This is a genomic window from Streptomyces sp. NPDC051315, assembly GCF_044455165.1.
Lineage (GTDB): Bacteria > Actinomycetota > Actinomycetes > Streptomycetales > Streptomycetaceae > Streptomyces.
In genome coordinates, this window is record NZ_JBITEN010000014.1 from 110,826 (window position 1) to 129,646 (window position 18,821).

At 71.2% G+C, this 18,821-nt stretch carries 17 protein-coding genes and 1 tRNA gene; 13 read left to right on the plus strand and 5 right to left on the minus strand.

The window, feature by feature from the left end; translation table 11 throughout:
* Positions 1-395: 395 nt before the first annotated feature.
* The 9 genes from ACIBBD_RS25695 (at position 396) to ACIBBD_RS25735 (ending at position 8,400) form a co-directional block, all read left to right on the plus strand.
* Positions 396-659 (plus strand): DUF6284 family protein, encoded by a 264-nt coding sequence (locus ACIBBD_RS25695; protein ID WP_399421886.1) that lies wholly within the window; start codon positions 396-398, stop codon positions 657-659.
* Entirely contained in the window at positions 656-1,546 is an 891-nt protein-coding gene (locus ACIBBD_RS25700) for a DUF2637 domain-containing protein (RefSeq protein WP_399421887.1), read from the plus strand. The genes ACIBBD_RS25695 and ACIBBD_RS25700 overlap by 4 nt, the downstream gene beginning before the upstream one ends.
* Entirely contained in the window at positions 1,546-1,917 is a 372-nt protein-coding gene (locus tag ACIBBD_RS25705; RefSeq protein WP_399421888.1) for an RRQRL motif-containing zinc-binding protein, read from the plus strand. The genes ACIBBD_RS25700 and ACIBBD_RS25705 overlap by 1 nt, the downstream gene beginning before the upstream one ends.
* Positions 1,887-2,252 (plus strand): DUF6251 family protein, encoded by a 366-nt coding sequence (locus tag ACIBBD_RS25710; protein WP_399421889.1) that lies wholly within the window; start codon positions 1,887-1,889, stop codon positions 2,250-2,252. The genes ACIBBD_RS25705 and ACIBBD_RS25710 overlap by 31 nt, the downstream gene beginning before the upstream one ends.
* 264 nt (positions 2,253-2,516) lie before the next feature.
* Positions 2,517-4,304 carry a MarR family transcriptional regulator gene (locus tag ACIBBD_RS25715; protein WP_399421890.1) on the plus strand — a complete coding sequence of 596 codons (1,788 nt, stop codon included), beginning with the start codon at positions 2,517-2,519 and terminating at the stop codon, positions 4,302-4,304.
* A gap of 94 nt (positions 4,305-4,398) precedes the next feature.
* The gene (locus ACIBBD_RS25720; RefSeq protein WP_399421891.1) at positions 4,399-5,364 is read left to right on the plus strand and encodes a bifunctional DNA primase/polymerase; all 966 of its coding nucleotides are present in this window, start codon (positions 4,399-4,401) and stop codon (positions 5,362-5,364) included.
* A 349-nt stretch (positions 5,365-5,713) separates the two neighbouring features.
* Complete coding sequence (locus ACIBBD_RS25725; RefSeq protein WP_399421892.1) at positions 5,714-6,874, plus strand: DUF3631 domain-containing protein; 1,161 nt, start codon at positions 5,714-5,716, stop codon at positions 6,872-6,874.
* A 177-nt stretch (positions 6,875-7,051) separates the two neighbouring features.
* A complete protein-coding gene (locus ACIBBD_RS25730) occupies positions 7,052-7,252 on the plus strand; it encodes a helix-turn-helix domain-containing protein (protein ID WP_030650313.1) in 201 nt (66 codons plus the stop codon).
* Complete coding sequence (locus ACIBBD_RS25735; protein ID WP_399421893.1) at positions 7,252-8,400, plus strand: tyrosine-type recombinase/integrase; 1,149 nt, start codon at positions 7,252-7,254, stop codon at positions 8,398-8,400. The genes ACIBBD_RS25730 and ACIBBD_RS25735 overlap by 1 nt, the downstream gene beginning before the upstream one ends.
* Before the next feature lie 67 nt (positions 8,401-8,467).
* Here the strand turns inward: ACIBBD_RS25735 and ACIBBD_RS25740 are convergent.
* The 3 genes from ACIBBD_RS25740 to ACIBBD_RS25750 all read right to left on the minus strand — a co-directional run bounded on the left by ACIBBD_RS25740 (position 8,468) and on the right by ACIBBD_RS25750 (position 11,813).
* Positions 8,468-8,543: transfer RNA gene (locus ACIBBD_RS25740), tRNA-Arg, on the minus strand.
* Between the two features lie 63 nt (positions 8,544-8,606).
* Positions 8,607-10,283 carry an IclR family transcriptional regulator C-terminal domain-containing protein gene (locus ACIBBD_RS25745; protein ID WP_399421894.1) on the minus strand — a complete coding sequence of 559 codons (1,677 nt, stop codon included), beginning with the start codon at positions 10,281-10,283 and terminating at the stop codon, positions 8,607-8,609.
* A gap of 198 nt (positions 10,284-10,481) precedes the next feature.
* Entirely contained in the window at positions 10,482-11,813 is a 1,332-nt protein-coding gene (locus ACIBBD_RS25750; RefSeq protein ID WP_399421895.1) for a M6 family metalloprotease domain-containing protein, read from the minus strand.
* A 403-nt stretch (positions 11,814-12,216) separates the two neighbouring features.
* Between ACIBBD_RS25750 and ACIBBD_RS25755 the strand changes: the two genes are divergently transcribed.
* Both ACIBBD_RS25755 and ACIBBD_RS25760 read left to right on the plus strand, forming a co-directional pair.
* A complete protein-coding gene (locus ACIBBD_RS25755) occupies positions 12,217-12,861 on the plus strand; it encodes a TetR/AcrR family transcriptional regulator (RefSeq protein WP_399421896.1) in 645 nt (214 codons plus the stop codon).
* A 308-nt stretch (positions 12,862-13,169) separates the two neighbouring features.
* Complete coding sequence (locus ACIBBD_RS25760; protein WP_399421897.1) at positions 13,170-14,717, plus strand: MFS transporter; 1,548 nt, start codon at positions 13,170-13,172, stop codon at positions 14,715-14,717.
* Between the two features lie 257 nt (positions 14,718-14,974).
* Here ACIBBD_RS25760 and ACIBBD_RS25765 read toward each other — a convergent pair whose 3' ends face one another.
* Positions 14,975-15,484: a MarR family winged helix-turn-helix transcriptional regulator gene (locus ACIBBD_RS25765; protein ID WP_399421898.1), complete on the minus strand. Its 510-nt coding sequence runs from the start codon at positions 15,482-15,484 to the stop codon at positions 14,975-14,977.
* Positions 15,485-15,642: 158 nt separating this feature from the next.
* Here ACIBBD_RS25765 and ACIBBD_RS25770 point away from each other — a divergent pair, with 158 nt between their 5' ends.
* Positions 15,643-16,452: a dioxygenase gene (locus tag ACIBBD_RS25770; protein ID WP_399421900.1), complete on the plus strand. Its 810-nt coding sequence runs from the start codon at positions 15,643-15,645 to the stop codon at positions 16,450-16,452.
* A gap of 70 nt (positions 16,453-16,522) precedes the next feature.
* On the opposite strand, the gene ACIBBD_RS25775 is transcribed toward ACIBBD_RS25770, so the two are convergent.
* Positions 16,523-17,053 (minus strand): GNAT family N-acetyltransferase, encoded by a 531-nt coding sequence (locus tag ACIBBD_RS25775; protein ID WP_399421901.1) that lies wholly within the window; start codon positions 17,051-17,053, stop codon positions 16,523-16,525.
* Positions 17,054-17,259: 206 nt separating this feature from the next.
* Here ACIBBD_RS25775 and ACIBBD_RS25780 point away from each other — a divergent pair, with 206 nt between their 5' ends.
* The gene (locus ACIBBD_RS25780) at positions 17,260-18,258 is read left to right on the plus strand and encodes an RNA polymerase sigma factor RpoD/SigA (RefSeq protein ID WP_399421902.1); all 999 of its coding nucleotides are present in this window, start codon (positions 17,260-17,262) and stop codon (positions 18,256-18,258) included.
* The last annotated feature ends 563 nt before the right edge of the window (positions 18,259-18,821 follow it).

An 18,821-nucleotide genomic window follows, 5' to 3' on the forward strand; every position in this document is an offset into this window, starting at 1 on the left:
TCAGCGGTTCCCTGCGGTTCCCTAGCTTACTGCTTGACACCGCAGGGAACCCTAGGGAACCCTAGGGATGTGCCCGGAGGAAAGCCCAGCGGGGTGAGTACGAAGTGAGCGCCTGTGCCTTGAGAACTCAACAGCGTGCCGAGGGGATCCCGCCCCACCTCCGCGAGCAAGCGGGCGGGCGCGCGCAGGTTCTGCCCCTGCGCGCGGTACAGCGCGACCTCAACTTCTCCGCAGTGCGGCTGACCTGTGCTGCGGCCGGTTGCCTCCGCTGCTCGTCTTGTACGAGCAGCGCCGAGGGGAGCCGGACTCTCCGACCCCAACGGCAAGCGCCCCCGGTGCGCGAACACCGGGGGCGCGGTTCGGGCCGTTGCCACCTGCTAGGGAGAACACGACCCATGGACCACATCGTGACTGTTCAGGACGCTGTTACCGCGTTCGAGCCGTGGATGGAGCCGACGGACGCGGAGCTGGACGCCATCGACACGGAGATGCCCGTCATCCGCGCTGAGATCGAGTTGCTCGACGCGCAGATCATCGTCATCGACCGCACGCCGTGCGAGCTGGACGAGCGGCGCATCCGCCGGGCCCGCCGGCGCGTGCTCGCCGCGCACCGCGACCACGTCAACGGCCTGGCCGGACAGGCGGGCGGCGCCGCATGAACCTGCACCGCAAGGGCCGCGCCGCGCTCGTGCTGGCGCTGGTCGTCGTGGTCGCGATGGCCTTCCGGGTGTCCTGGAACGCGCTGCGCGACATCGCGGGCGCCATCGGTGCCGACAGCACGGCCGCGACGCTGTACCCGTTCGTCGTCGACGGCCTCATGGCCCTGGCCCTGATCGCCACGCTCGTGCTCGCCGGACGGGACCGCACGTTCGCACTGCGGGTGCTGGCCGCCTACACGATCGCCTCGCTCGTGCTGAACTACGTGCACGGCCTCGTCCCGGAGCTGCACGGCCGCTCGGTCGACTGGGGGCGACTGGCCGACTGGGACCCGGCGAACTGGGCGCTCGTGCTGCTCGCCACCTCGCTGCCGGTCGGGTCGATCTACTTCGGCTCCGACCTCGTGGCGAAGGTGCTGCACCATCGCCCCGCCCCGATCGCGGCACCGACCGTGAATGCGGAGGAATCGACCGTAACCGAGAGGAATCGGTCTAGTTCTGACCTGGTGGTATCGACCCCGGCGCCGATCACGCCGAACGTGAAGCCGCTGCCCCGAGCGGTGGCAGTCGGCTTCCTGAAGTCGAACATCCCGGCCAAGCCGGTCGGAGCGATCGAGCAGCCGACCCCGGAGCCGATCGAGCGGCGCACGGTGGCCGCCGAGTCGACTCGCCCGCGTCGGGCCACGGGCCGTGTGCCCGAGGTCGCCCGTACCCCGCGCCCGAAGCGCACCCCGGATGAGCTGCTGGACGAGGCACGGAAGGCCACGGCGGATTGGCCGGACGCCAAGCTGACCGCCGAGGGCATCCGCCTTGCGGTCCGCACCTCGCCGGCGAACGCTCGCAGCCTGCGCGACACGCTGCGCGCCGAACGCGGTCTCCAGGTCGCCTGATGGGCGCCCTGCCCGTCTACCGGTGGCGGCTCGCCCCGGACGGCTACGCCACCTACCGCCAGCTCCGCGCCCTGGGCCTGCGCCCGGGTGGCCAGGGGGTGGCGGCGCAGCTCGAACGGCCGCGCCGACGGCGCGGCCCGCTGGTCGCCTACCTCTACCGCATCGACCGCGCGAAGCCGGTGCGTCCGATGACCCCGGCCCGGTGGGCGGCTCTGGCCAAGGCCAACGCCGCCCGCCGCATCTGCCCCGCCTGCCGCCGCGACGCGGGATACGTCATCCCGCCGTCGCTCGGCATGTGGTCGACCTGCGCTTTCCCCGACAACGCCCCGGAGGGTGCGTCATGGAACAGCTCCCCGAACACCGCCCGCTGACCGTCGTTCAGCTCCCGGACGGAAGCCACGTCTACGCCGACCCCGCCAACCTGCCCGCACAGCAGAGCGCCGGGCCGCAGGTGGTGCACATCCACCAGGCGCCGCCTGACCGCACGGTGCAGCGCGTCGCGCTCGGCTCCGGTGTCGGTGCCGGGGCGGTCGCGGCCGGCGTCTACTTCGGCCCGCTCCTCGTCGGCGCGCTCACGGCTGTCGCCGCGAACCTGGCCATGCTCGCGTTCATCGCGCTCGTGCTGGGCTGGGCCGTGGTCACGGTGGTCCGCACCGTCACCGAGGGCGGCAAGAGCGGCGGCAGGCGCGGCCGCAATAGCCGCTGAAATAGCCCGAGGCCGTAGGCGCCCGTGAGGGCGTCTGAGCCCCCTTCCGGGTGGGGTTTGACCCCCGGACGGCTGTTCGGCCGCCACAGGCCCCGTAGCGACGCTGGGTGACGGAAGTTTCCGTCCTCGCGCGCGCACGCGTAGGGGCCGCCTCGGAAACCAGGAAACCGGAAACACGCTCACTCCGCGTAACACCCGCGTGTGGTGACGGGCCGTCGCATGGCCCGTCACCACCGACCCACCATCCTTGAGAAGAGGACACCCGTGAGTCACGGACAAGTCTGGCGCACCCACCGTCAGTACGCCGCAACCGCCGCCCGCTGGACGGCCGATCACTGGCGCAAGGAAGCCGAGCGCCGCCGCGCCCTGCGCGCCGAACGCAAGCCCCTCGTACGAGACGCCCGCCGTGCGCTGGCCACCGCGCGCGCCATCGACCCCGAGGGCGTCACCCCCATCCGCCACCGCGCCGAACGCGAACTGCGCACCGCCAAGCGACGCGTGCCCGACCCCATGTGGCTGTTCGCCACCAAGACCGCCACCGCGCTCGGGGTCGCCGGATACGTGTGGCTGCCGCAGGTCTCCGCCCGCGTGTGGGTGTGGTCGGCCGTCGCCGTCGTCGCCGCCGTCACCGCGTTCATGGTGTGGGTGGCCGTGCGCGAGCGCGACACCACCGGCCTGAAGCCCACCGCCGAGGAGTCGGCGCTGCTGAAGCGCCTTCAGCCGCAGCACTGGAAGGAGCACGCCGAACAGCGCGGCCTGGCAGGCACGCTGACCGGCCGGCCCACGCTGACCGAAGCCGGGATCGCGTGCGCCGTCCGCCTCGACGGCACATGGACGGCGACCAAGCTCCGCACGGCCGAGGACCACATCCGCGCCCTGCTCGGCGCGCGCACGAGCCTGCGCATGCAGATCAAGGCGGGCAAGCAAGGAGGCTGGGCCGAACTCATCCTGCGCACCCGCAGCGCGGCCGACGGCGACGACCTGAAGTGGACGCCCGAGCGACGCTCGCTCGGCATCGACACCGTCACCGGCGAGCAGGTCACCGTGCCGCTCGGAGAACGGCTGCTGATCGCCGGACGCTCGGGTGCGGGCAAGTCGGTGGCGTCCCGGCCGCTGCTGTTCGACGCGTCCGAGGGCGCCACGAACGCGCTCGTCATCATCGACCTCAAGCGCGTGGAAGGCCGGCTGTGGGACCACCGGGCCCGCGTCGCCTCCACCCCGCGCGAAGTCGTCGACGTGGTCGACGAGCTGGAGACGGAGATGCTGGAGCGGCTCAGCATCTTGCCCAAGGGACAGGACACCTGGACTCCCACCCCGGATCGGCCGCGCATCACGGTCGTCGTCGACGAGGGCGCCGAGGTCATGACGGCCGCCGACAAGGTCCCGTGCGAGACCGAGACCGGCGAGGGCAAGACCCGCACCGTCAACCGCTCCGCCCTGCCGGGCCTGGAGTCCATCGCCCGCATGGGCCGCGCGGCGTGCATCGACCTGTGGTGGATGACGCAGAAGCCCACCATCGGCGACGGCATCCCCAAGCAGATCGCCCCGCAGATCGGCGTCTCCATCTGCCTCGCGGTCCGCACGCCGGCCGAAGCGCGCGTGGTGCTGGGTGAGGACGCGCAGGCCAAGGGCTGGAACGCCGACGAACTCCCCGTCCCCGGTGTGGCGCTGATCCGGGACGGCAAGCGCAAGCCCGACCCCGTCCAGGTCCGCTACATGGACAAGAGCGTCGTCATCGCCCTGCCCGAGCGCACCCCCTGGTCCCGCACCGTGGCCCCCACGGTGGAAGCCGCGGGCACCCCCACGCTCACCCTCGTCAAGGACACCGCGACCGAAGCGGCACCGGCCACGGACGGCTCCGTCGCCCGCGTCCTCAAGGCCATCGAGACCGCAGACGAACCCGTCCGCCAGAAGGACCTGGTCACCATCACGGGCCTGTCCAAGAGCGCCGTGTCCAAGGCCGTGAAGGAACTCACGACTGGCGGCACCGTCGTCCGCACCCTGGACGGCCGACTGACCGCCACGCCCGGCGACGAGTCCGCCGCCGCCTGACCCACCACACAAGACGACGGCGGCCCCCATCCGACCAGAACCGGGGCCGCCGCCTTCCACCAGCCCTTCAACAGACCTGTGGAGGCCTCCCAGCATGACCCAACCCACCGACATCCGGCGAGATGGCCACCGGCCGTTACCGCTGGACGGCATCCCGAGCGCATCCTTGGAGTGCCTGCCGCTGCTCGCGTCCGCCCTCACGGCGGCCGAACGCGGCTGGCCCGTCATCCCGCTCCACCCCGGCAGCAAGCGCCCCGCCGGGCACGCCGAACGCGCCTGCCCCGGCACCGGACGCTGCGCCGACGGCCACCGCACCCCGGAAGAGCGAGCAACCACCGACCCCGACCTGATCCACGCCGCATGGGCGCACCGGCCCTACAACGTCGGCATCGCGACCGGCCCAGCCGGACTGCTCGTCATCGACTTGGACCCGGTCAAGGCGGAAGAGCCAGAAGGAGCGCCTGACGGCGCCACTTCGTTGCAAGCGCTCTGCGAGCGCGCCGGGCAGGCACTGCCCGAGACCTACCGGGTGCGGACCGCGCGCGGTGAACACCTCTACTTCACCGCCCCCACCGGGGTACGGCTGAAGTGCAGCGTCGACCGGCTCGGACCGCACATCGACACCCGCGCGTGGGGCGGTTACGTCGTCGCCCCCGGCAGCACCACCCCCGACGGCGCGTACGAGGTCGCCCACGAAGCGCCGGTAGCCGAACTGCCCGCCTGGCTGGCTACGTTGCTCGTGGAGCCGGACAGGCCCGCTCCGGTGCCCGTGCGGGTCCACGACGGCACCCGCGCCGCACGCGTGGCGCTGGAGCGCGAGTGCGCCGTCATCGCCGCCGCGACCGAGGGCGGACCGCACGGCCGCAACAACACCCTGCACAAGAGCACCTGCAAGGTGGGGCGGTTCGTGGCGTGGGGCGACATCCCCCGGCATGTGGTGGAGCAGGCAATCCAGGGGGCGGGGGAGGCTACCGGCCTGCCGCCGTCCGAGTGCCGCACCACGATCCGCAGCGCACTGGACTGGGTCATCGCCCACGCCACCCCGAGGCAGGCGGCATGACGGCACCGACTCCCCCCGCCCTGGATTGCCTCACCAACACCCCCAACAGGCTGCACGTCGCTCCACAGTCTGTGGACGCTGCGGCCGTAGGCGAGCCGAAAGGCGCCGCCCGTCAGGGCGTCCGAACTGCTCTCGGTTCTGACCCGCACGGCGACGACGGCCGCCGCCCCATCGCGTGGCTGCACATCGTCGCCCCGAGTGGCGCCGTTCCCACCGCCACCTCGTGGTGCGCGTGCGGACGCGACCGCTCGGCGATCGGCAAGCCGCGCGTGCTCCCCCTGATCGACGACCACACCGCCCACCGCACCGTGTGCCCCCTGCGTGCCTCCCAGGAAGGAAGGGCCGCCGCATGACCGACCCCATCGACGGCGCCACGCTGCTCGACGAGGTGGAAGCCTTCCACCGCCGCTTCAACGTCTTCCCCACCGAGGCCGCGTACGTCGCGGTCGCCCTGTGGGACGCGCACGCCCATCTGCTCGACTGCTTCGACTCCACCCCCCGCCTGGCCTTCCTGTCCCCGGAACCGGGGTCGGGGAAGTCCCGTGCGCTGGAGATCGTGGAAACGCTCGTGCCGCACCCGATGGTCGCGGTCAACGCGTCCGCCGCCGCGCTCTTCCGGGCCGTGTCCGGGGTGGACGGGCGGCCCACGATCCTGTTCGACGAGATCGACACCATCTTCGGTCCCAAGGCCGGGGACAACGAGGACCTGCGTGGCTTCCTGAACGCCGGGCACCGCCGTACTGGCGTGACCTACCGGTGCATCGGGGACGGCGGCAACCAGACTGTGCAGGCGTTCCCCTCGTACTGCGCGGTCGCGGTCGCCGGTCTCGGCTCGCTGCCCGACACGATCCTGACCCGCTCCATCGTCATCCGCATGCGCCGACGGGCTCGTAACGAACGCGTGGAACCCTTCCGCGCCCGCCTCCACGAGGCGGAAGGGCACAAGCTGCGTGACCGGCTTGCCGAATGGGCGGCGCAGGCACGCGGCTTCGTGCTCGGCGCCTGGCCGGAGATGCCCGACGGGGTCACCGACCGCCCCGCCGACGTGTGGGAGCCGCTGCTGGCCATCGCGGACGCTGTCGGCGGCCAGTGGCCCGAGCGGGCACGCGCAGCGTGCGTGACGCTCGTCAGGGCCGCGCAGACCACCGACAAACACAGCCTCGGTATCCGGCTGTTGACCGACCTCCGCGACCACGTCCTGATCGGCGTGGACAAGCTGCCCACCATCGCCATCCTCGACCGACTCAACGCCCTCGACGACGCCCCGTGGGCCGACCTCGACGGCAAGCCGCTCGACAACCGGCGCCTTGCCCGGATGCTCGGCGAGTACATGACCGCCGACAACACCCCCGTCCGGTCGCGCAACATCCGCACCGCAGGCGGAGTCCTCAAGGGCTTCCACGCCGAGGATCTGGCGGACGCATGGGCGCGCTACTGCCCGCCCCCCTCTCAGGACTCCGCTACATCCGCTACACCGCTACAGCCCAGCTCAGAGCCCCTGAATCTGTAGCGGCACCGAAGCGTGTAGCGGCTACGCCCACAACCCCGTAGCGCATGCGTAGCCGCTACACGCCACCCCTCCGCTACAAGAACACCCCTGCTGACCTGCGATGTAGCGCTGTAGCGGATGTAGCGGACTTCCCAGAAGGGGGCCGTACGAGCCCCGCCCGAGATCCGGAGGTTCGACGTGCGCACCGCCGTGCCTGAGACGCCCGAAGCCTTCACCGTCCCTGAGGTCATGACCGCGCTGCGCCTGAGCCGCAGCAAGGTCTACGACCTCATCCGCTCACGTCAGTTGGCGAGCTTCACCATCGGGCGCGCACGCCGCGTGTCTCCCGACAGCGTGCGCGCCTTCATGCAGGAACGAATCGAGGAGAACGCAGCCTGATGGCCTCCCGTAAAAGGAACCCCAACGGCGCTGGAAGCATCTGGCAGCGCAAGGACGGCCGCTACGAGGCACGCGTGTACGTCCCTCAACCCGACGGCACCCGCAAGCGCAAGACGGTGTACGGGAACACGTGGGAGGAGTGCGACACCAAGCGTCAGGAGCTGGTGCGCCGCGACCGCCAGGGCATCCCGACGCCGACACGGTCCGCCAAGCTCTCCGAGTGGCTGCCGTACTGGCTAGAGCACTACATCGAGCCGCGCCGCAAGCTCAGCACCTACGACAAGTACGAAACTCATGTGCGCCTCTACCTGGTCCCCGTGCTGGGCACGAAACGGCTGGAGACCTTGAGCGTCGCCGACGTACGCCGCTTCATCACTCGCATGCAGAACACCCACACGGCCGCGACAGCCAAGGAAGCGCACCGAGTGCTGCGTACGGCACTCACGGCGGCGGTGCGAGAAGAACTGATCACTCGGAATGTCGCGTCGCTGGTCGAGCCGCCGCGCGTCAAGCAGCGGGAGATCCGGCCGTGGACCCTGGAAGAGACGCTGTCCTTCCTGGAGGCTGCGCGCCGAGACCCGCTGTACGCCGCGTTCGTGCTGGCCGTTGCCATGGGCCTGCGGCGCGGCGAGCTGGTGGGCCTGCGCTGGTCCGACGTGGACCTGGACAACCGCGTCCTGCACGTCCGGCAGCAGACCCAGCGCCGTAGGGGCACCCTGTACGACGACGACCCCAAGAGCCGCCGCAGCCGCGTGGTGCCGATGCCCGCGCTGTGCATTGCGCCGCTGCGCTGGCACCGACTGAGGCAGCGCGAGGCGTTCGCTCGCACGGGCGTCGTCTGGTCAGTTACCGGCTACGTCTTCGCCACGCGGAACGGCCGGCCGGTCGAGCCGCGCAACGTCTACCGGTCCTTCACGCGGGTCGCGGCCGATGCAGGGCTGCGGGTGGTCCGGCTGCACGACGCACGGCACGGCTGCGCAACGCTGCTGACGGCGGCCGGCGTGGCGCCACGGGTCATCATGGAGATCTTGGGTCACAGCCAGATCAGCATCACGATGGACGTGTACACGCACGTCGTTCACGACACGCAGCGGGAGGCGATCAGCCACATGGATCGGCTGCTCAAGCGTCGCCTTCCGGCAGCCTGAGAGGCGACTGCCGTCAAATGGTGCCGTCAAAACGGCCCGGACCATGGTCGGTCCGGGCCGTTTTCCCTGGTGCCCCCGGCAGGATTCGAACCTGCGACACCCGCTTTAGGAGAGCGGTGCTCTATCCCCTGAGCTACGAAGGCGTGATCGTGGCCGCGCGGGCCACAGGCGTCAGCGTACCGGATTTGATCGGCGGGGTGTGGGGGTCAGGTCAGAGGGACCCGGGTGAAGCGGGAGGCCACGTGGAGGTCGGTCTCGATGTGGGAGGCCGTGGTGGTCAGGGTGGGGAGGATGTCGTGGACGCATTCCTCGCGGGTGCGGCGGGCAGCGTGGGTCGCCGCGGTGAGGGCGGCGACCGTGCGCCCGGTGCGGTCGCGGACGGGGACCGCGATCGTGCGCAGGCCCTCCTCGAGTTCCTCGTCCATCAGGGCGTAGCCCTGGGCGCGGACCTCCGTGAGGGAGGTCTCGGACCGCCCCGCTTGCCGGGCTGCCCCTGCCAGCAGCACCCTCCCCGCCGATGTGGCGCCTGCCGGCAGGGGGGTGTTCAGGGGCAGGTCCGCGCTCATGACGTGGGGGGCGGTGGCGCGGGTGGTGTGGTGGATGTCGGTGCCTGAGGCGGTGAGGACCGCCAGGGAGGTCGACTCGTGGAGGAGGGTGGTGAGGGCGGTCAGGTGGGGGGTCGCGATGCGGGGGAGGGAGGTGCGGGAGAGGGGCGGGAATCCGAGGGAGAGGACTCGGGGGGTGAGGGTGAAGGCGCGGTCGGGGGTCGGGGTGACCAGGCCCAGGTGGTCGTAAGTGATCAGGGCCCGGCGGGTCGTCGCTCGCGCCAGGCCCGTCGCCTTCGCCACCTCGCTGAGGGTGAGGGCCGAGCGGCCCTCGCCGAACGCCGTGAGGACGGTGAGGCCGCGGGCGAGGGACTCGACGAACTCCCGCCCCAGTTCCTGCTTGGAGGCGCCGGTCCAGATCGCGAGGCCGGTGGGGGGCGGGCCCGGCTCGGGGGGTGGGGCCTGGCGGAGGTCCTCCTCCATCGCCGCCACCGCCGCCCGCAGCCGGGGCAGCAGGGTCGTCCGCAGGTCCGCCGCCGTGTGGCGGCTGGTGTGGCTCACGACGCTCGCCACGCACGCGATGCGGGAGGTGAGCGGGTCGCGGACCGGGGCCGAGACCGCCACCAGGCCGGGTTCGATCAGCTGGTCGTCCAGCGCCCAGCCCTCCGCCTCGGCCTGCGCCGTCCGCCGGGTGAAGTCCTCGGGTGACGCGGGCTGCCGGCGGGGCGGGACGGCCGGGAAGCCGTGGCCCTCGGGGTCCTTCGCGCGGCGGATGTGCCAGTGGCGCCAGTCGGTGTCCGTCCACTCCGTCGCGAACAGGGCGCCCGGCGCGGTGCGTTCGGCGGGGAGCAGGTCGCCGATGCGGAAGCTCAGGGACATGGCGCGGCGGCGGGTCGCCTGGTGGATGAAGCGGATGCCCTCGCGGTCGGCGACCGCGAGGGAGACGGACTCGTCCAGGTCGTCGGCCAGGGCGTCCGCCCGCTCCGACAGCAGGGCGGGCAGGCGCAGGGCGGCCAGGTAGGCGTTGCCGAGTTCCATCACGGGCGGTGCCAGTACGGCGTCGCGGCCGTCGAGGCGCACGTAGCCCATGCGGGCCAGGGTGGCGGCGATGCGGTCGACCGTGGAGCGGGCCAGGCCGGTGGCGCGTTCCAGGCCACTCAGGCTCATGGTGCCGCCCGCCGCCGTCAGCTCCGTCAGCACGGCGATCCCGCGGATCAGCGGCGTGACCGCCTCCTCCGGGACGGGCGACGGGACGGGCGTCCCCGGCAGGTCGGACGTCTCCGGCGCGTCGGGCGTGTCCCGGGCGGGTGGCGTGGTCGGCGTCGTCTTCGCGGGCATCGGCTCTCCGTACGGCGGTCGCGGCAGGCTTACCGTAGTCACAGATCGGTCCACGGCCGCGGAGACGACGGTAGTCATCCAGCCCCGCCGGTCCGAGTCGCGGGCGCCAATCCGAGTCGAGGGCGCCGACTTCTGTGGCGCCAATCCGAGTCGAGGGCGCCGGCCCCTGTGGCCCCGCCGCCCCGGTCCGCAGGACACTCACCCCCGCGTCACCCGCACCCGGTACTTCCCCTCCAGGTCCGCCGCCGTCACCGAGATCCGCACCCTCCGCTTCGGGTCCTTGAAGGTCTCGCCCGGTACGAAGGGCGCGTCGGAGAGTTCGGCGTGGACGTTGGGGCTGCGGGTGCAGCCGCCGCTGTCGCGCTGGGAGTCGAAGACGTTCACCGGGCCCATGCCGGTGTCGATGTTCGCGTCGACCTTGTAGATGAGGATGCCGGGGCGGCAGACCGCCTCGTCGTTGCCGCCGCGGGTGCGCAGTTCCACGGCGTAGCCGGTGCGGCGGTCGAGTGGGACGAAGACCAGTTTCGGGCCGCCCGGACGGAAGAGGGGGGTGAGGGCGTACTCCGAGGTGCCGCGGGCGGCCACGCAGTTGATCTGGTCGGCGTCCAGCCAGCCCAGCTTCCACTTGTGCCAGCCGAGCAGGTCGTTGTTGGCGCCCCAGTCCTCGCTCATGATGTCCCAGTGGCCGACCGCGCCTCCGCCCTCCTGGGTGTAGAGGTCGGGCAGGCCGAAGACGTGGCCGTTCTCGTGCGGCAGGACGCGGTAGCCGGTCTCGGCGTAGGAGCCGGAGCCGTCGTCCTGGCGGGAGTAGACGAAGGACGCGTTCGCGACGGCGACACCGTCGGCCACCGGCGCCTCGGGGTTGCCGGCGAACGTCACCGACAGGACGGTGTCCAGCGCGGAGGGCCCGGCGTTCGGGGTGACCAGCACGTTCAGGAGGTCGTACGCCCGGAAGTCGACGGTCGGGTCGGCGGCGGCCACGATGTCCTGGACGAGTTCCCGGTAGCCGGGGTCGAAGGGCGCGCCGCGCTCTATGCCGTACGCCTTGAACGGCTTGGGCATGCGCAGCCAGTGGCGGATCGGGGTTTCCGGGCGGTAGTCGAGGCGGCCGTAGGAGGCGGTGCGGAACCACTGCCGGGTCTGGGGGAAGAACTCGCGGAAACGGTCCAGCGCGGTGCCCCTGCCGGGTGCGTCAGAGAAGTCGATCATGAGGGTCAAGGCGCGGACGGTGCCCGTGGAGCGTGAGTAGCCGCCGGGCGTCGGGACGCCCTCGGACATGTGGACGGTGGGGCTGCCGTTGATCATGCAGGGGGCGAGGGCGGCGGAGCGGGCCAGCGAGATCGGTCCCGCGCCGGCCGGCGTCGTCGGGTGCGGGCCGAGTCGTCCGGAGCCGGCCGAGGTGCTGACCGCGAGGGTCAGGGCGGTCACGGACGCGAAGGCGGCCACGCGGCGCGGGCATATCCGACGGCGGAGCGGCTCCCCGGGCGTGCCCTGGTGGGCTCCCCGGGGGCGCTCAGGCTGCGGCTGCATGCAGGAACCTCTCGCTCCAGGCAGCCACCGTCACCGGCTGCACCCTTGTGGTCACCCTCCGTCGGAGGCAGCGGAGGCGCGCGCTGAGGAGGCCGATCGGGGATTACTCGTGCGTAGAGGTGGGAGAGGCGGACTCGAGGGCGTGTGTGGCTCAGGTCACATCAAAAGAATCGGTCGGCGGGAAATAACCGGGGATCGTCTCCCCGTTTAGTCAGGTGTCCGACTGAAACGGGGAGCGCTTCCCCGGATCGGTCGCTCATCCGTAACGCCGCAGGGCGAACACCCGTAACACCCGTAACACCGGTAACACCCGTAATGCCGCATCGCCGCATCGACATCGCCGTGGCGCGATCGCCGTGTCGCGTCGGTGCCCGTCCCGCTTCACCGTCACGAGGAGGACGCCGTGCAGGCCACAGCTTCCGCGCAGCGCAAGGCGACCCGGCCGCGCGCCGACGCCCTGCGCAACCGGGAGCGGATCGTCACCGCCGCCCGCGAGATGTTCGTCGAGCTGGGCCCCGACGTGCCGCTCGACGACATCGCCCGCCGGGCCGGCGTCGGCAACGCCACGGTGTACCGCAACTTCCCGGACCGGGACGCGCTGGTCCGTGAGGTCGTCTGTTCCGTCATGGACCGGACGGCCGAGGCGGCCCGGCAGGCGCTCGCGCAGACGGGCGACGCCTTCGGCGCGCTGGAGCGCTTCGTGCACGTCGCCGCCGACGAACGTATCGGCGCGTTGTGCCCGATGGTCACCAGCACGTTCGACGCGAACCACCCCGACCTCGAGGCCGCCCGGGTGCGCGCCGAGCGGCTCGTCGAGGAGGTCATGGAACGCGCCCGGCGCGCGGGGCAGCTCCGCGACGACGTCGGCTTCGGTGACCTGATGGTCGCCGTCGCCCAGCTCAGCCGCCCCCCGGCGGGCACCGCCTGCCTGAACGCGGACCGCTTCGTCCACCGCCATCTCCAGCTGTTCCTGGACGGACTGCGGGCCCCCGCCCGATCCGTCCTGCCGGGGGCGGCCGTGACCATGGAGGAACTGCGCCAGGCCTGAGCGAATCCGAGCCACCCCAGCCCTTCGGTTCCCCGGCGACCGGTTCCGCATCCGCGGTGCGGCCGTCGCCGTGGGCAAGCCGTCCCTCTTTCCCGGCCGTGCGCGCCTCTGCGGCCTCGCCCAGCCCGTCGACCGTTTTCATTACGTTCAGCTACTTTCCTGGCCATTCGCAGCTATGGGTAGCTCTTCGTAGATCGTCACCGTGCTTGTCACTGTTTTTCGGCGTTCTTCGCATTCCGTTCCGTTTTTCCTGATCTTCCCAGCACGTCTCACTTTTTCCGTCACGAAGTCCCGAAGTGGGTACCTCCATGTCTGAAACAGCCACCAAGGCGCTTGGCGCCCCCCAGGCCGACCCGGGTCGCTGGAAAGCGCTCGTCTTCATCGCGCTCGCCCAGCTGATGGTCGTCCTCGACGCGACCATCGTGAACATCGCCCTGCCCTCCGCCCAGCAGGACCTGGGCATCTCCGACGGCAACCGTCAGTGGGTCGTCACGGCGTACGCGCTCGCCTTCGGCGGGCTCCTCCTCTTCGGCGGCCGGATCGCCGACCTGTGGGGCCGCAAGCGCGCCTTCGTCGTCGGCCTGGCCGGCTTCGCCGTGGCCTCCGCGCTGGGCGGCGCGGCCACCAACGAGGCGATGATGTTCGGCGCCCGCGCCCTGCAGGGTGTGTTCGGTGCCCTCCTGGCCCCCGCCGCGCTCTCGCTGCTCGCCGTGATGTTCACGGACGCCAAGGAGCGCGCCAAGGCGTTCGGCATCTACGGCGCCATCGCCGGTGGTGGCGGTGCCGTCGGTCTGATCCTCGGCGGGTTCCTCACCGAGTACCTCGACTGGCGCTGGACGTTCTTCGTCAACATCCCCTTCGCCATCGTCGCCGCGGCCGGTGCCTACTTCGTCATCCGTGAGCCGGAGGGCGGGCGCAACCGCTCCGCCCTCGACATCCCGGGCGTCATCCTGTCCACCCTTGGCCTCGTCGCCCTGGTCTACGGCTTCACGCGCGCCGAGTCCGAGGGCTGGGGCGACTCCGTGACCATCGGCATGTTCGTCGCGTCCGGCGTACTGCTCGCCGCCTTCGTGGTGGTCGAGGCGAGGGTCAAGGCCCCGCTGCTGCCCCTGCGCGTGCTCACCGAGCGCAACCGCGGCGGTGTCTACCTCTCCCTCGGCCTGGCGATCATCGCGATGTTCGGCCTGTTCCTCTTCCTGACCTACTACCTGCAGATCGTGAAGGGCTACTCGCCGGTCAAGACCGGCTTCGCCTTCCTGCCCATGATCGCGGGCATGATCACGGGCTCCACCCAGATCGGCACCCGCCTGATGACCCGGGTCGCGCCGCGCCTGCTGATGGGCCCCGGCTTCCTGGTCGCCGCGCTCGGCATGCTGCTGCTGACCCGCATGGAGATCGACTCCTCATACACGGCCCTGCTGCTGCCGGCGATGCTGCTGCTCGGTCTGGGCATGGGTACGGCGTTCATGCCGGCCATGTCCCTGTCCACGCAGGGCGTCGAGCCGCGGGACGCCGGTGTCGCCTCCGCGATGGTGAACACCTCGCAGCAGGTGGGTGGCGCGATCGGCACCGCCCTGCTGAACACCGTCGCCGCGTCCGCGACCACGTCCTACATCACGGACCACCTCGCCTCCGCGACCTCCCCGTCGCAGCAGCGGCTGGTCCAGCTGGAGGGCATGGTGCAGGGTTACACCAGCGCCATCTGGTTCGCCGTCGGCATCCTGGTCGTCGCCGCCGGAATCGCCCTGACGCTCGTCAACGCCGGCAAGCCGGACATGAGCGCGATCGGCGGTTCGGGCACCGGGGACGGCGAGAACGCCGAGGACGCGATGCCCGTGCCGGTGGTGGCTCACTGAGGTCAACTGGCCGACCGCACCCACCGGGCCCACCGGACCGCCTGGCTCACCGCACCCACCGGGCCCATCGATACCGCTTGGCCCACCGGGCCCACCGGGCCAACTGAGCTCAACGAGCCTGCCGTAGTTCTCGGGGCCCCTAGTTCTCGCGGATCCCCTGGTTCTCCGGGCCGGTAGTTCTCGCGGCTCCCGTAGTTCTCGCGGCCCGTAGTTCCTGTGACCCCCGTAGTGCTCTTGGTCCTGAGGTATGACCTGCCCTAGCGCAGCCAGGGCAGGTCGGCACCCGCTTCGTTCGGCTGAAGTCCCTCGGCGACGATCTCCATGATCTCGCCGAGGGACTTCTGCTGTTCCGGGGTGAGCCGGTCGAAGAGCGCGTTGCGTACGGCGGCCACGTGGCCCGGAGCGGCGCTCTTGAGGACGCCCAGGCCCTGGTCGGTCAGTACCGCGAACTGGCCCCGCTTGTCGGAGGGGCAGTCCTCCCGCCGTACCCAGCCGTTCTTCTCCAGGCGGGCGACGGCGTGGGAGAGGCGGGAGCGGGTGATCTTGGCGTGCATGGCCAGTTCGGTCATGCGCAGCCGCCGGTGAGGGGCTTCGGCCAGCTTGACGAGGAGGCCGTAATAGACGTGGGGCATGCCGGCGTCCCGTTGGAGCTGGCGGTCCATGTGGTCCTCGAGGAGATAGGTGGCGTGCAGGTAGGAGCGCCAGATGCGCTGCTCCTCTGCGGTGAGCCACTGGGGCTCGTCGGCGGATGCGGCTGCCTTCTTCATGTACTCCACTCTACGGCGCTTATCCTTGAAATTTAAACAAGTGGCGCTTACAGTTATGGGCGGTAGGAGATTTAGGATTCAAGCAACAGGCGTAAGCAAGAGGGAAGCCGAGAGGCTGCGAGGACCTGTCCCGGAAACCCTCGGAGGGAGTCACCGCCATGTCCGCCGCCACCCCTGAGCGTGCCGTCCCCCAGGAGCGCATGCCCGCCCTCTACCTCAGTCACGGCGCCCCGCCCCTCGCGGACGACCCCGTCTGGCCCGGCCAGCTCGCCGCGTGGTCCGCCGACCTGCCCCGCCCCCAGGCGATTCTCATCGTCTCCGCCCACTGGGAGGAGGCCCCGCTCGCCCTCGGCGCGGTCGAGACGGTCCCCCTGGTCCACGACTTCTGGGGCTTCCCCGAGCACTACTACCGCGTGACGTACGAGGCCCCCGGCGCGCCCGCGCTCGCCGAGTCCGTACGCAAACTGCTGCGCGCCCCCGGTACGCCTGTGCAGGACATCCCCGACCGCGGCCTCGACCACGGCGCCTACGTGCCGCTCGTCGAGATGTTCCCGGCCGCGGACATCCCCGTCCTGCAGATCTCGATGCCCACCCTCGACCCGGTGAGGCTGATGGAGATCGGCCGCAGGCTCGCCCCGCTGCGCGACGAGGGCGTACTGATCGTCGGCTCCGGCTTCTTCACCCACAACCTGGCCGCCCTGCGCCACACCGGCGGGGGAGTGCCGACCTGGTCGTCCGAGTTCGACGACTGGGGCCGCCGCGCCCTGGAGACCCGGGACTGGGACGCCCTGCTGGACTTCCTGCGCAAGGCCCCGGCCGGCCGGTACGCCCACCCGCGCACCGAGCACTTCGCGCCGCTGTTCGTGACCATGGGGGCGGCGGAGGTCTCCGGCGAGCTGGACGCGCAGAAGTCGGTGATCGACGGGTTCTGGATGGGAATGGCCAAGCGGTCGGTGCAGTTCGGCTGAGCGGGAAGTGGGCCGGGGTGGCCAGGGTGCCGCTCCGGGAGGGGGCCGCGAGGCGCTCGTGCGACCGGCCTCACAGCTCCTTCTCGTACCACGCCACGTCCCAGTACCTGCCGAACTTGCGGCCGACCTCGCCGTACGTGCCGATGTGGCGGAAACCGAAGCGTTCGTGCAGCCGTACGGACGCCTCGTTGGGCTGGGCGATGCCCGCGTACGCGCGGTGCAGGTCCTCGTCGGCGAGGGCCGCGAGGAGGGACGTGTACAGGAGTGTGCCGATGCCGCGGCGGCCGGCGTCCGGAGCGACGTAGACGGTCACCTCCACGGAGGTCGAGTAGGCGGCCTTCGGCCGGTAAGGGCTGGATGTGGCGTACCCCAGAATCCGCTGTGAGTTCCCCCGCAGGCCGTTCTCCGCGGCAACCATCAGCCGGTACGGCCCGTCTTCAGGGTGGGAGAGCAGCCAAGGGCGGCGCTCTTCCGGAGTGAAGACCGCGGTGTCGAATGTGATGGGCGTCTCACGCACGTAGTGGTTGTAGAGGTCCGTGAGGGCTTCGAGGTCACCCTCGACTCCTGGCCTGACCTGCACCTCTGCGGGCTTCGACGGCATGGCTCCTCCTCGTGTGGCCGGACAGGGTACTGCAAGATCAGAAAAAATGAGGGGCGGGTTGGGAATTCTGTCCTGATTCCAGTCGTTGTTTCCATCGGATGCAGGGCACCCGAGGAGAGTCCCGGTGAGAGTCCCCCGGGAGGACCCGAGAAGTGGCCCGGTGTCCACGGACCACCCGCTGACCCCACCATCGCAAGGGAGCTCGCATGGCAACCCGTGCCGTCGCCCGTCGTCAGTCCGCCACCGGCGAGACGGCCGACGCGGCAAGCAGCGCTCGCGTCCACGGCGGCGAGATCGCCGACCGCGATCTGGTCGGCATGTACCTCGACGAGATCGCGCGCACTCCGCTCCTCGACGCCGCAAAGGAAGTCGAGCTGTCGCAGATCATCGAGGCGGGTGTGTTCGCGCAGCAGGTCCTCGACGGATACGAGGAGTCCAAGGCGGACGCCTCCCGTGAGGAGCTGAAGGCGATCGTCGCCGAGGGAGAGCGCGCCAAGGACGTCTTCATCCGTTCCAACCTCCGCCTGGTCGTGGCCGTCGCCCGCCGCTACCCGCGCAGCGGACTGCCCCTGCTGGACCTGATCCAGGAGGGCAACGCCGGCCTGGTCCGCGCGGTGGAGAAGTTCGACTACCGCAAGGGTTTCAAGTTCTCCACGTACGCCACGTGGTGGATCCGCCAGGCGATCACCCGCTCGATAGCGGACCAGTCGCGCACGATCCGGCTGCCCGTCCACCTCGTGGAGGAGCTCGGCCGTATCCGCCGCGTCCAGCGCGAGTTCAACCGGGAGCACGGCCGCGAGCCGGAGCCCGCCGAGATCGCCGCCGAGCTCGGATCCACGCCGGAGCGCGTCATCGACGTGCTCGACTGGGCCCGCGACCCGGTCTCCCTGAACATGTCGGTCGACGACGAGGGCGAGACCCAGTTCGGCGACCTGCTCGAGGACACCTCCGCGGTCTCCCCGGAGCAGTCCGTCCTCACGCTGCTGCGCAGCGAGGAACTGGACGGCCTGATCGACCGCCTCGACCCGCGCACCGCCTCCATCATCAAGATGCGGTACGGCATCGAGGACGGCCGGGAGCGCACGCTGACCGAGGTCGGCAAGGAACACGGCCTCACCCGTGAGCGGATCCGGCAGATCGAGAAGCACGCGTTGCTGGAGCTGAAGAAGCTGGCCCGGGACACCGGGTTCGAGGCGGCGGCCTAGCTCCGCGAGGTGGCGCCGGGTCGGTCCGGTGGTGGCATGGTGCCGTCGCGGCCCATGCCACCGGCGTACGCGGGGTGGCGGAAGTCGGCGCAAACATGGCGGTACAACGCCGCTTAACCGGCGGGAGCCGGGGAACAAACCTTCAGGGCACGGGAGTTCGGGCGTGCCGAACCCCGAAGCCCTCGCGAGAGCTCTGGTCCGGTAACCCTCCGACCCGCTCAGGAACCGCTCGATCCACCTTGATCCACCCACAGGCCACGTCCCGACGCACTCCCCCCGGCGCCGGGACTCTCCCGAGCCGGGCTTCGGCGCCTCTCCCCCCAGGCGCCGGGGCCCGGCTCGTTCTGTGGGGGCGGCGGCGCGGCGGGTGAGGGGGCGGCGGTGCCGGCGCACCCTCTCGTCGCCGCGGGGCGCGTGGCCCCGCCGTGCTCGGCGGGGGAGCGGGACCCTGCGTGGCCGACGGGCCGGGCCGTCGGGGCGGGCGCGTGCTGGGGCGCGCGGCGCGGCGCATGCCGAGGGGGCGGGGCACCCCGTACCTGAACCCCGGGGTGGCCCGCCCGGAT

Coding starts and splice junctions, on each gene's coding strand:
- ACIBBD_RS25695 (WP_399421886.1), top strand. CDS start 396: ATGGACCACATCGTGACTGTTCAGGACGCTGTTACCGCGTTCGAGCCG.
- ACIBBD_RS25750 (WP_399421895.1), bottom strand. CDS start 11,813: ATGCAGCCGCAGCCTGAGCGCCCCCGGGGAGCCCACCAGGGCACGCCC.
- ACIBBD_RS25700 (WP_399421887.1), top strand. CDS start 656: ATGAACCTGCACCGCAAGGGCCGCGCCGCGCTCGTGCTGGCGCTGGTC.
- ACIBBD_RS25720 (WP_399421891.1), top strand. CDS start 4,399: ATGACCCAACCCACCGACATCCGGCGAGATGGCCACCGGCCGTTACCG.
- ACIBBD_RS25745 (WP_399421894.1), bottom strand. CDS start 10,283: ATGCCCGCGAAGACGACGCCGACCACGCCACCCGCCCGGGACACGCCC.
- ACIBBD_RS25725 (WP_399421892.1), top strand. CDS start 5,714: ATGACCGACCCCATCGACGGCGCCACGCTGCTCGACGAGGTGGAAGCC.
- ACIBBD_RS25780 (WP_399421902.1), top strand. CDS start 17,260: ATGGCAACCCGTGCCGTCGCCCGTCGTCAGTCCGCCACCGGCGAGACG.
- ACIBBD_RS25765 (WP_399421898.1), bottom strand. CDS start 15,484: ATGAAGAAGGCAGCCGCATCCGCCGACGAGCCCCAGTGGCTCACCGCA.
- ACIBBD_RS25735 (WP_399421893.1), top strand. CDS start 7,252: ATGGCCTCCCGTAAAAGGAACCCCAACGGCGCTGGAAGCATCTGGCAG.
- ACIBBD_RS25775 (WP_399421901.1), bottom strand. CDS start 17,053: ATGCCGTCGAAGCCCGCAGAGGTGCAGGTCAGGCCAGGAGTCGAGGGT.
- ACIBBD_RS25710 (WP_399421889.1), top strand. CDS start 1,887: ATGGAACAGCTCCCCGAACACCGCCCGCTGACCGTCGTTCAGCTCCCG.
- ACIBBD_RS25760 (WP_399421897.1), top strand. CDS start 13,170: ATGTCTGAAACAGCCACCAAGGCGCTTGGCGCCCCCCAGGCCGACCCG.
- ACIBBD_RS25770 (WP_399421900.1), top strand. CDS start 15,643: ATGTCCGCCGCCACCCCTGAGCGTGCCGTCCCCCAGGAGCGCATGCCC.
- ACIBBD_RS25705 (WP_399421888.1), top strand. CDS start 1,546: ATGGGCGCCCTGCCCGTCTACCGGTGGCGGCTCGCCCCGGACGGCTAC.